Origin of the sequence: Variovorax sp. TBS-050B, assembly GCF_029893635.1 — a bacterium.
Lineage (GTDB): Bacteria > Pseudomonadota > Gammaproteobacteria > Burkholderiales > Burkholderiaceae_C > Variovorax.
Genome location: NZ_JARXYR010000002.1, coordinates 2,569,848 through 2,581,227 on the forward strand (window position 1 = coordinate 2,569,848; position 11,380 = coordinate 2,581,227).

Annotated in this window: 11 protein-coding genes and 1 tRNA gene; 10 read left to right on the forward strand and 2 right to left on the reverse strand. The window is 67.7% G+C overall.

The genetic code is table 11. The features are described from left to right. Positions 1-171 precede the first annotated feature (171 nt). The 6 genes from petA (at position 172) to M2165_RS14970 (ending at position 4,609) form a co-directional block, all read left to right on the forward strand. Positions 172-789, forward strand: a complete 618-nt coding sequence (gene petA / locus M2165_RS14945; RefSeq protein ID WP_280815394.1) for a ubiquinol-cytochrome c reductase iron-sulfur subunit — start codon at positions 172-174, stop codon at positions 787-789. Positions 790-803: 14 nt separating this feature from the next. Further along, the gene (locus tag M2165_RS14950; protein WP_280815395.1) at positions 804-2,240 is read left to right on the forward strand and encodes a cytochrome bc complex cytochrome b subunit; all 1,437 of its coding nucleotides are present in this window, start codon (positions 804-806) and stop codon (positions 2,238-2,240) included. A 29-nt stretch (positions 2,241-2,269) separates the two neighbouring features. Further along, positions 2,270-3,046 carry a cytochrome c1 gene (locus tag M2165_RS14955; RefSeq protein WP_280815396.1) on the forward strand — a complete coding sequence of 259 codons (777 nt, stop codon included), beginning with the start codon at positions 2,270-2,272 and terminating at the stop codon, positions 3,044-3,046. 98 nt (positions 3,047-3,144) lie between these two features. Beyond that, positions 3,145-3,756 (forward strand): glutathione S-transferase N-terminal domain-containing protein, encoded by a 612-nt coding sequence (locus tag M2165_RS14960; protein ID WP_062473683.1) that lies wholly within the window; start codon positions 3,145-3,147, stop codon positions 3,754-3,756. A gap of 137 nt (positions 3,757-3,893) precedes the next feature. Further along, a complete protein-coding gene (locus M2165_RS14965; protein ID WP_280815397.1) occupies positions 3,894-4,445 on the forward strand; it encodes a ClpXP protease specificity-enhancing factor in 552 nt (183 codons plus the stop codon). An 88-nt stretch (positions 4,446-4,533) separates the two neighbouring features. Next, a tRNA-Thr gene (locus tag M2165_RS14970) sits at positions 4,534-4,609 on the forward strand. Between the two features lie 64 nt (positions 4,610-4,673). On the opposite strand, the gene M2165_RS14975 is transcribed toward M2165_RS14970, so the two are convergent. After that, a complete protein-coding gene (locus tag M2165_RS14975) occupies positions 4,674-4,910 on the reverse strand; it encodes a hypothetical protein (RefSeq protein WP_280815398.1) in 237 nt (78 codons plus the stop codon). Between the two features lie 242 nt (positions 4,911-5,152). Then, positions 5,153-5,425 carry a hypothetical protein gene (locus tag M2165_RS14980; protein ID WP_280815399.1) on the reverse strand — a complete coding sequence of 91 codons (273 nt, stop codon included), beginning with the start codon at positions 5,423-5,425 and terminating at the stop codon, positions 5,153-5,155. 37 nt (positions 5,426-5,462) lie between these two features. Here M2165_RS14980 and M2165_RS14985 point away from each other — a divergent pair, with 37 nt between their 5' ends. The 4 genes from M2165_RS14985 to M2165_RS15000 are packed head-to-tail and all read left to right on the forward strand — an operon-like array spanning position 5,463 to position 11,317. After that, positions 5,463-6,959 carry a TolC family protein gene (locus tag M2165_RS14985; protein ID WP_280815400.1) on the forward strand — a complete coding sequence of 499 codons (1,497 nt, stop codon included), beginning with the start codon at positions 5,463-5,465 and terminating at the stop codon, positions 6,957-6,959. A 4-nt stretch (positions 6,960-6,963) separates the two neighbouring features. Continuing rightward, complete coding sequence (locus tag M2165_RS14990) at positions 6,964-7,788, forward strand: efflux RND transporter periplasmic adaptor subunit (RefSeq protein WP_280815401.1); 825 nt, start codon at positions 6,964-6,966, stop codon at positions 7,786-7,788. A gap of 5 nt (positions 7,789-7,793) precedes the next feature. Beyond that, positions 7,794-9,179: an HlyD family efflux transporter periplasmic adaptor subunit gene (locus M2165_RS14995; RefSeq protein WP_280817545.1), complete on the forward strand. Its 1,386-nt coding sequence runs from the start codon at positions 7,794-7,796 to the stop codon at positions 9,177-9,179. Positions 9,180-9,184: 5 nt separating this feature from the next. Continuing rightward, positions 9,185-11,317, forward strand: a complete 2,133-nt coding sequence (locus tag M2165_RS15000) for an HlyD family efflux transporter periplasmic adaptor subunit (RefSeq protein WP_280815402.1) — start codon at positions 9,185-9,187, stop codon at positions 11,315-11,317. Positions 11,318-11,380 lie beyond the last annotated feature (63 nt).

An 11,380-nucleotide genomic window follows, 5' to 3' on the forward strand; every position in this document is an offset into this window, starting at 1 on the left:
TGTCGAAATGTCTTTGAAATGAATTGCTAATTCATTGTTCTTAAATGGTGTGCGGGGATGCGCCGGCACGCCATTCGCGTCGCGCCGGCTGCCGGCGTTGAATATGCACGCAACAGCCCGCTACAATCGCGGGTTGACCCTGCTCCAGCGAAGAAGACATAGAGGATCCCCATGAGTGACATGACCTCCGGCTCCCCCCGGATCGACACAAGCAAGCGGACGTGGTTGATCGCATCCAGCTGTGCCGGCGTAGCGGGAGGCGTGGCCACCGCGATTCCCTTTGTGAGTACGTTCCAGCCCTCCGAGAAGGCCAAGGCCGCGGGCGCTGCCGTCGAAGTGGACATCGCAGGCCTCAAGGTCGGCGAGAAGATCACCGTCGAATGGCGCGGCAAGCCCGTCTGGATCCTCAAGCGCTCCCCCGAGCAGGTGGCCCAGCTGACCAAGCTCGACGGCCAGCTCGCCGATCCGCAATCGAAACGCCATCCCGACGAATTCACCCCCAAGTACGCGCAGAACGAGCACCGCTCGATCAAGCCCGACGTGCTCGTGGTCGTGGGCATCTGCACCCACCTCGGCTGCTCGCCGGTCGACCGCCTGCAATCGGGCCCGCAGCCCTCGCTGCCCAACGACTGGGAGGGCGGCTTCCTCTGCCCCTGCCATGGTTCCACCTTCGATCTCGCTGGCCGCGTCTTCAAGAACAAGCCCGCGCCCGACAACCTGCCTGTGCCTCCGCACATGTACCTGTCGGACACCAAGCTCCTGATCGGTGAAGACTCCAAGAAGGCCTGAGGCAGACGAAGAACATGGCTGAATTCCGCGAAATCTCCCCCAACGCGCCCGCGGGCGAGAAGCTCCTCAACTGGGTCGACAACCGCTTCCCCCTGACGAAGCTCTGGAACGACCAGTGGGGCAAGTACTACGCCCCGAAGAACTTCAACTTCTGGTACATCTTCGGCTCGCTCGCGATGCTGGTGCTCGTCATCCAGATCGTGACCGGCATCTTCCTCGTGATGCACTACAAGCCCGATGCGAACCTCGCCTTCGCCTCGGTCGAGTACATCATGCGCGACGTGCCCTGGGGCTGGCTCATCCGCTACATCCACTCGACGGGCGCCTCGGCGTTCTTCATCGTGGTGTACCTGCACATGTTCCGCGGCCTCATGTACGGCAGCTACCGCAAGCCGCGCGAGCTGATCTGGGTGTTCGGCTGCGCGATCTTCCTGTGCCTCATGGCCGAAGCCTTCATGGGCTACCTGCTGCCCTGGGGCCAGATGTCGTACTGGGGCGCCCAGGTGATCGTGAACCTGTTCGCGGCCATTCCCTTCGTCGGCCCCGACCTCGCGCTGCTGATCCGCGGCGACTACGTGGTGAGCGACGCGACGCTGAACCGCTTCTTCAGCTTCCACGTGATCGCGGTGCCGCTGGTGCTGCTCGGCCTCGTGGTGGCCCACCTGATCGCGCTGCACGAAGTGGGTTCCAACAACCCCGACGGCATCGAGATCAAGGCCACGCGCGGCCCCGACGGCCATCCGCTCGACGGCATCCCGTCGCATCCGTACTACACGGTGCACGACATCTTCGGCGTGGTGGTGTTCCTCACGATCTTCTCGGCCGTGATCTTCTTCGCGCCGGAAGCGGGCGGGTACTTCCTCGAGTACAACAACTTCATCCCCGCCGATTCGCTCAAGACGCCGAACCACATCGCGCCAGTCTGGTACTTCACGCCCTTCTATTCGATGCTGCGTGCGACCACCGACGACATGGTCAACGTGTTCGCGCTGATCATCGGCCTTGCCGCGATCCTGAACTTCGTCAAGGGCAGGTCGGGCATGGGCCTGAAGATCGCGGCCATCGTCGTGGCGGCCGTGGCGATCTTCCTGCTCAAGGCCTTCGACGCCAAGTTCTGGGGCGTGGTCGTGATGGGCGGCTCGGTCATCATCCTGTTCTTCCTGCCCTGGCTCGACAAGAGCGAGGTCAAGTCGATCCGCTACCGTCCGAGCTGGCACAAGTACGTCTACGGCGTCTTCGTCTTCTTCTTCCTGATCCTCGGCTACCTGGGCATCCAGGCGCCCGGCGTCTGGGGCAACCTGGTCATCGGTTCGTTCGCGCTCGACATCGCGCAGACCATCTCCCAGATCGGCACGCTGTTCTATTTCGGTTTCTTCCTGCTCATGCCCTGGTGGAGCAGCAAGGGCGAGTTCAAGCCCGTGCCGGATCGCGTGACCTTCGCCGCCCATTGAGAAGCCCAAGAGAGCTCGAGAGAAACACGATGAAGAAAAGCATTTCTGGCTGGATCGCGGTTGTGGGTCTGGCGCTGGGCCTGACCTTTTCCGCGACGGCCGTTTCGGCTGCCGAGGGCGGCATCGCCTGGGACAAGGCGCCCAACAAGACCACCGACGTGGCCTCGCTGCAGAACGGCGCCAAGCTGTTCGTCAACTACTGCCTCAACTGCCACTCGGCAGCCTTCATGCGCTTCAACCGCCTGCAGGACATCGGCATCAGCGAGCAGCAGATCAAGGACAACCTTCTGTTCACGACCGAGAAGGTCGGCGAGACCATGAAGGCCAACATCGATGCCCGCCAGGCCAAGGAATGGTTCGGCACCACGCCGCCCGACCTGACGCTCGTGGCCCGCTCGCGCGCCGGCCATGGCGGCACGGGCGCCGACTACCTCTACACCTACCTGCGCACCTACTACCGCGACGACACCAAGGCCACGGGCTGGAACAACCTCGTGTTCCCGAGCGTCGCCATGCCGAACCCGCTGTGGGAACTGCAGGGCGAACGCCGCCCGGTCTACACCAAGGTCGTGCAGCACGGCCACGAGACCGAAGTGTTCAAGGGCTGGGAACAGGTCACCCCCGGCACGATGACGCCGCTGCAGTTCGACAACGCCGTGGGCGACCTCGTCGGCTACCTGCAATGGATGGCCGAGCCGGCACAGAACACCCGCATCCGCATCGGCGTGTGGGTGCTGCTGTTCCTCGTCATGTCGCTGGTGTTCGTGTGGCGACTGAACGCCTCGTACTGGAAAGACGTCAAGTAGTTCCGTCCACGCCGACCGGACGGCGCCTTGCGCGGCCGGTCCCGCAGAGTGGGTTGCCAACGCGACCCACTCTTTTTGATTTTTAGGAGTCTCTCGCCATGATGGTCTTGTATTCAGGAACGACCTGCCCCTTTTCCCACCGCTGCCGCTTCGTGTTGTTCGAGAAGGGCATGGACTTCGAGATCCGCGACGTCGACCTCTACAACAAGCCCGAAGACATCAGCGTGATGAACCCGTACGGCCAGGTGCCGATCCTGGTCGAGCGCGACCTGATCCTGTACGAGTCGAACATCATCAACGAGTACATCGACGAGCGCTTTCCACATCCGCAACTGATGCCCGGCGACCCGGTGGACCGCGCCCGCGTGCGCCTGTTCCTGCTCAACTTCGAGAAGGAACTGTTCGTGCACGTGGCCACGCTCGAGAACCGCACCGCCAAGGGCAACGAGAAGGCGCTCGAAAAGGCACGCTCGCACATCCGCGACCGCCTCACGCAGCTCGCGCCCGTGTTCCTCAAGAACAAGTACATGCTGGGCGACAACTTCTCGATGCTCGACGTGGCCATCGCGCCGCTGCTCTGGCGCCTCGACTACTACGGCATCGACCTCAGCAAGAACGCGGCGCCGCTCCTGAAGTACGCCGAGCGCATCTTCTCGCGCCCGGCCTACATCGAGGCGCTCACGCCGTCCGAAAAGGTCATGCGCAAGTAAGGTTCGCCCCCAGGCTTCGCGCGCTTCGTGTCGCTTCGCCACCCCCTTCCGGGGGGCAACACCTGCGGCCCGGCAGAGCCGGTTCCGCGGTGTTCCGCGAAAATGCCGAAGCACCGATTGCACGGTAGAAAATTTTCATGATCAACGCGCTCGAGTCGTCTTCCACCCGCCCGTACCTGATCCGGGCGCTCTACGAATGGTGCACCGACAACGGCTTCACGCCGTATGTCGCGGTGCAGGTCGACGACACCGTGCAGGTGCCGCGCGAATACGTGAAGAACGGCGAGATCGTTCTCAACATCAGCTTCGACGCGACCAGTTCGCTCAAGCTCGGCAACGACTTCATCGAGTTCAAGGCCCGCTTCGCGGGCACCGCGCGCGAGATCGTGGTGCCGGTCGGGCGCGTGATCGCCATCTATGCGCGCGAGAACGGGCAGGGCATGGCCTTCCCGTTGCCGGTGCCGGCGCAGGGGGGCGACGACGGGACCGCGTCGGCCACGCCGCAGGCACGCACGCCGCTGCGCGACGCATCGCGCGGCAGCGAGGGCGACGCCGGCAAGATCGTCCATCTCGTGAGCGGCGAGGAGCCCGACGAGACGGTGGGCTCGGGCGAGAACGGTCCCCCCGACGAGCCGCCGCGCCCGCCGGCCGGCGGCGGCAGCCGGCCGTCGCTCAAGCGCGTGAAGTAGCCGCAGGCGGGCAACCAAACCACGCGCCGTAGGCGGCGTGGCCCGGCAGGGGCCGCCGGTTCGCCTCGTAGAATCAGCAGGAATCCGTGCCGCTTTAGCTCAGCTGGTAGAGCACCCGCCTTGTAAGCGGAAGGTCGTCCGTTCGATTCGGACAAGCGGCACCACTTCTCCTCCCTCGCTCCCTCATCGTCGCCCGACGCCGCCGAGCCACGCGGCTGCAGCCGCCATTCACGAATCGTTCGATCGGACGCCCTCGTCCGTGAAGCTCGCGGCGACATTTCCCCCCCCTTCTCCCGATTGCGCTGCATTTCGCCGCGCGCACGCAAATCGCGCAATGGCGCGTGGGACGTGGCGGATGCTTCGAGGCTTTTCTTGATAACGAGAAGCAACGCCGCGCTCGAATATTAAAGAACGATAAAAAACCACGCCAATATTTTTGGCTCGCCGTGCGTCGATGAATGCCATTGCGCTATGGAATCTATCTTGGAATATAAAAGTTCCAATTGGGCGGCAATAGTTTTCAAGCGGCTATCCCGGGAAGCAGGCGAATTCGCGCCGAATGCATTCTTTCTCACTCAATTCTGCATCTGCCAGATCCCGCCGCGCGCCCATCGCTCGCCGCCCCGCAGAGCACCGGCCACTCTGCGCCAGCAGCTTTGCGAACAGAAAATCCCTCCAATTTTATTGTTGACGACTATTAACTCGGTTCAGCGGTAAATTGATTTTTCGAGTTGCTTGGAATCGACAAGCATTCGGGATTTCACCAGGCCAAGCCGAAGGTCGCGCCCCGAAGTCTCGGTCAGTCGAGTTGAAAAAAGGAAGTCGAAAAACGAGGCCAGCACCCGGCGAGCGCTTCTTGGCAATTGATGTTCGGAGGAAATCAATTCGACGGCCGGGCTGAATAAAAAGAGGTGATCCATGTCCATCAGGTCGACAAATAGTTGGAGAAGCAGGCGCAGCAATGCGGGTCGCTTTTGCACGGCGATTTTTCCGGCGGTCGTCCTCGCCGGCTGCGCCGTGCAGCCCGAACCGTTTGCGCAGGACGAGCACCGCGCCCGTTCCGTCGATCTGCTCCAGCGCGCCACGGCCGGCCAGGAGCCGCTCACCGGGCCGGTCGATCTTTATGAAGCCATGGCACGGGCGATCAAATACAACCTCGACGGCCGGGTCGAATGGATGAACCTCGCGCTGAGCCGCAAGGAGCTCGATCTTCAGCGCCATGACATGCTGCCCAAGCTCGTCGCGTCGCTCGACTACACGGGCCGCGACAGCGACGCGGGCGGCAGCAGCCGCTCGCTGCTGAGCGGGCGCACTTCGCTGGAGCCGTCCACCTCGTCCGACCGCAGCGTGCTGGCGGGCGAGCTCGCCCTGAGCTGGGACGTACTCGACTTCGGGCTGTCGTACGTGCGCGCGCAGCAGACGGCCGATCAGGTCAACATCGCCGAGGAGCGCAGGCGCAAGGTGTTCAACCGGCTGGTCGAGGACGTGCGCACCGCCTACTGGCGCGCGGTGAGCGCCGAACGCCTGATGAACCAGATCGAGGAACTGCAGCGCAGCACGCAGGCGGCGCTCGAACTGGCCGAGCAGCAGGAAAAGGTGGGGCTGAGTTCGCCGCTCGCGCCGCTGGGCTACCAGCGCGAGATGCTCGGCATCCGCCGCGACATCCAGGCCCTGGCCCGCGAGCTCGGCGTGGCCAAGCGGCAGTTGGGCGCCTTGATGAACCTGCCGCCGCGCACCGCCTACCGCGTGGCCCTTCCACCCACTTCCATCGACTGGGAGCCGCAGCCGCTGGCGGGCGGGAACGCCAATGACGGGGAGGCGCTGCTGCGCATGGCGATCGAGAACCGCCCCGAACTGCGCGAGGTGGCCTACCAGCTGCGCAGCAACGACCGGGAGGCCACGGCCGCCTACCTGCGCATGCTGCCGAGCCTGCGGGTGTCCGTCAGCAGCAACCACAGCGACAACAGCTTTCTCTACAACGGCAACTGGGTGGGGTGGGGCGCGCGGGCGAGCTGGAATCTGCTGAACGTGTTCCGCCTGCCCGCGGAGCAGCAGAAGATCAGGGCGCAGGGCCAGTCGCTCGACCACCGCCAACTGGCGCTCACGACGGCGGTGGCCACGCAGGTGGAGGTGTCCCAGGCGCGCTACGTGCTGCGGCTCGAGGAATTCCGGACGGCCCGGCGCTTTCACGAGGTACAGGTCCGGATCGAGGCGCAGATCGAAGCCGGGGTCCAGGTCGGGACGCTCGGCCGCCAGGCGCTCATCCGCGAACGGATGAACACGCTGGTCTCGAAGGTGCGCTACGACATGGCGCTTGCGGACCTGCAGAACGCCTATGCGAATGTCTACGCCTCGCTGGGCATCGATCCGGTCACGGTGGAGATGCGCACCACAGAGCCCGTGGCCTCGCTCAGCGCCAAGCTGCGGGCGATGTGGGCGCAGCGGCGCGACCCGGCCGCCATGCAGGAGCCGTCCGCGCCCACCGGCACGGCACCCCAAACCCCGGAGGGCTGATGAAATGTCTTGCCTGAAGCACAAGAAAGCCGCCGCGGGCCTCGCGCTCGCATGGCTGGCATGGCCGGCCTTGGCCCAGACCGACGAGGCGCTCCACGCCGAGGGCACGCGCGGCGTGCTGCGCGCGCAGCACGAGGCCGTGCTGGCTTCGAGCATTTCCGAGCGCATCGTGCGCATGCCCTTGCGCGAGGGTGACCGCTTCCAGAAGGGCCAGACGCTGGTGGCCTTCGACTGCAGCCGCCTGCAGGCCGAGCTGCGCGCGGCGCAGGCCGGCCAGGCGGCCGAGGCGCGCAATGCCCAGGTGCAGGCCGAACTGCTCGCGATGCAGGCGGCGGGCCGGGTCGAGGCCGAGATCGCCCGCCACAAGGAGACGGAGCGGACGGCCCAGGTCGACACCATCCGCGCGCGCATGGTCGGCTGCCGCGTGGTGGCGCCGTTCTCCGGCCGGGTGGTCGAGACCTTCGCCCGGCCGCACGAGACGCCGCCGGCCAACGAGAGGCTGTTGCACATCGTGAGCGACGGCGCGCTCGAACTGCATGTGGTGGTGCCGTCGCGATGGCTCGGCTGGCTGCGCGCGGGGTCGGCCATGCAGTTCAGGGTCGACGAAACCGGCGACCTGCTGCAGGCGGAGGTGAAACGCATCGCCGCCGCCGTCGACGCCGTGAGCCAGACCGTGAAGGTGGTGGCGTCGGTGCCGCATGCGCCGGCCGGCGTGCTGCCGGGCATGAGCGGGCGGGTGGTGACCGATCGGCCCCCGGCGCCCGGGCTCGCGGTCGCGGTGGAGCGTTCGCCGGCCTCCTACCCGTCCCGGGGCCGGCCGTCGCGGTGAGCACGATGCCGCGGCTCGCTGCTCCTGCCCCGCGTCCCGATGCGGACAGCCTGCGCCCGACCAGCGTGCAGCTGATCCGCATCGAGGGCGAACTGCGCCAGTGCGCGGCGAAGGACGCGCTCTGGCAGCACCTGGCCAACGAGCCGGTGATGCTGCTGCCTTTCGACACCGCCCTGGTGTTCGAGGCCGGTGGCGGCCGCAGGCGCATGCGCTGGAAGGCCGTGGCCGTGTCCGCGCTGGCGCAGGTCCATCGCGATGCGCCGATGACGCGCTGGTACGAGGACATGGTCGCGAAGGCATGGTCGAGCACCCAGGGCGCGACCGGCGTCTACCTGTTCGAACTGTCCGCGCACGCCGATCTCTCCGATCCCTGCGCAGACGATGCGGCGCTGGCGCATCTGATGTGGGTGCCGCTGGTCGACCTGGGGCAGCCCGTGCGTGCCGGCTGGCTGCTGGCGCGCCGCACGCCCTGGGAGCCGGCGCACCAGACGCTCGCGGCCCGGCTGGCGGCTGCCTACGCCCACGGGTTGAGTGCCATCGAAGGGCGCGCGAAACCGCCCGCGCCGTGGCGCCGGCACCGGATCGCGCTGGCGCTCGCGGGGGCCGCGGCCGTGCTCGCGCTGGTCTTCGTGCAGGTGCCGCTGACCACGCTCGCGCCGGTCGAGGTCATGCCCGAGGCGCCTTTCGTCGTGGCGGCCCCGGTGCCGGGCGTGGTCGAGCGGATCCTGGTGGCGCCGGGCACGCGGGTGAGCGAGGGCTCGCCGCTGGTGCAGCTGGTCGACACCACGCTGCGCAGCGATTTCGAGGTGGCCGGCCGCAAGCTCGGCGTGGCACGCGCGCGCAAGCTGCGCCTGCAGCAGGCGGCCGTGGTCGACCCGACCGCCAAGCGGGAGTTGGCGATCGCGCGCAGCGAGGAACTCGTGGCGCGGGCCGAGCGCGACTACGCCCGCGCCATGCTCGAGAAGGCCGTCATCCGCGCGCCGCGCGAAGGCGTCGTGCTCTATGGCGACCCGCGCGACTGGATGGGGCGGCCGGTGGCCGTGGGCGAGGCGATCATGCGCGTGGCCGATCCCGGGCGGGTGGAGTACCGCATCAAGGTCGCCGTCGCCGATGCGGTCAACCTGCGCGAGAACGCCAGCGTCAAGGTGTTCCTCGACGCGGCGCCGCTGGCTCCTTTCGACGCGCGCGTGGTGCGCGCGGCCTACCGCGCCGAGGCCGACGCGGCGGGCGTTTCGAGCTACGTCGTCACCGCCCGGCCCGTGGAACCCTATGTCGCGCCCGAGCGACTGGGCCTGCGCGGCACGGCGCGCCTGTATGGCGAACCCGTGTCGCTGCTCTATTACCTGCTGCGCCGGCCGATCACCGCCGCGCGCCAGTGGACGGGGCTTTGACCGCCATGCCGCACGCCATCAATCGAAGCCAGCGGCTGCCCCCGCTGCGCCAGGATCTCCGGCTCATCGAAGGCGGTGCGCACGGGTCCGCATCCGACGGCACCGCGCAGTGGCGCATTCACGATCCGCTCGCGCAGCGCTTCTACAGCGTCGGTTCCGACGTGGTGGACATGCTGGCGCACTGGGGCGAAGGCAGCGCCGGCGCGCTGCGCGCGGCCATGCTGCGCGAGCGCGGCCGCGCCGCGAGCGACGAGAAGATCGCCGCGCTCTGCGAGTTCCTGCAGCGCAACGAGCTGCTGCGTCCCGTGCCGCAGCAGACCTTCGCGCGCGTGCGCCGGCAGGTCGGGGCGGCCAGGCGTTCGCCAGGCAGCCGCGTGCTGCACGGCTATCTGTTCTTCAAGCTGCCGCTCGCGCGGCCCGATGCCTTTCTGCGCCGCACGCTGGCCTGGGTGCAGGTGTTCTTCGCGCCGGCGCTCTGGTGGACGGCCGCGTTGCTGGGGCTCGTCGGCCTCTATCTGGTGTCGCGGCAATGGGAGCGCTTCGTCGCCACCTTCCCCGACATGCTGTCGGCCGGCGGCATCGCCACCTTCGGCTTGAGCCTGGTGCTGGTCAAGGCGCTGCACGAGCTCGGCCACGGCTACGCGGCCGTGCACATGGGCGCGCGCGTGACCACCATGGGCATGGCCTTCGTCGTGATGGCGCCCATTCTCTACACCGACACCACCGATGCCTGGCGCCTGCCGCACCGGCGCCAGCGCGTGCTGATCGACGCCGCGGGCATGCTGGTGGAGCTGCTGGTGGCCGTGGCCGCGACGCTGGCCTGGGTGTTCCTGCCCGACGGGCCGATGCGCCATGCGGCCTTCGCGCTGGCCACCACCGGCTGGGTGCTCAGCCTGGCGGTGAACCTCAATCCGTTGATGCGCTTCGACGGCTACTACCTGTTCAGCGACCTGCTGGGGCAGCCCAATCTGCAGGAGCGCGCCTTCGCGATGGGGCGCTGGTGGCTGCGCGAGCTGCTGTTCGGCTTCGGCGACGCCGCACCCGAGCCCGCGCGCGGGCGCCGCCGGTTGCTGCTGGTCGGCTTCGCCTATGCCACCTGGCTCTACCGCTTCTTCCTGTTCCTCGGCATCGCGCTGCTGGTCTATCACTACTTCTTCAAGATGCTCGGTATCTTCCTGTTCGCGGTGGAGTTGGGCTGGTTCATCGCGCGGCCCGTCTGGCGCGAACTCCGGATCTGGGCCGTCCGGCGGCGCGAGGCGGGGCCGCGCGGGCGCATCACCGCGCTGCTGCTGCTGGGCCTGCTGGTGGCGCTGCTGCTGCCCTTTCCCTACACGGTGCGCATTCCCGCCATGCTGACCGCGGCGCGAAAGGCGGCGGTCTTCTCGCCACGGGCGGGGCGCATCGAGGCCGTGCACGTGCGGCCGCGCGAGCAGGTCCGCGCGGGGCAGGTTTTGATCGACATGGCCGCACCGGAGATCGAGCAGCGGCTGCACAGCGCGCGCGCGAACCTGGCGCTGCTGCGGGAGCGCCTGGCGCGGCGGGGTGTGGACGAAAGCGACCTGTCGGCCAGCATGGTGCTCGCGCACGAACTCGGGCTCGAGCACGAGCGCATCGAAGGCCTGGAACGCGAGCGCGACCGCCTGCAGGTGCGCGCGCCAATGGACGGCGTCATCGCCGAGCTTGCGGAGGAACTCGGACCCGGGCACTGGATCGGCGAGGGCACGCAACTCGCGCTGATCGCCGCGCCGGGCGGCCTCTCGGCGCGCGGCTACGTCGCCGCCCACGACCTGCGGCGCATCGCCGAGGGCGACGAAGGCCGCTTCGTCGACGAGCTCCGCATGCAGCCCGCCCGCGCGCTGCGCCTCGAGCGCGTGGCCACGGCCGCCAGCGAGCACATGGACCACTGGCTGCTGGCGTCGACCCACGGCGGGCCGGTGGCCGCGCGCGCGCAGGGCGGCAGGACCGTGCCCGAGCATGCGGTCTTCGAAGTGACGGCGCTGGCCGCAGCCGCGGGTCCGGCGCATCTGTCGATGACCGAGCTTCGCGGCGAGCTCCGCATCCGCGGTCGTCCCGAGAGCCTGGGCGCGCGGATGTTCAGGCGCGTCGCGCATGTGCTGGTGCGCGAGGCCGGGGCCTGAGGCCGCCGCGCCCGACGAACTCGCCGCCATCCGATCCACCCCCGTCCGTCAGGAGGCCTCAGC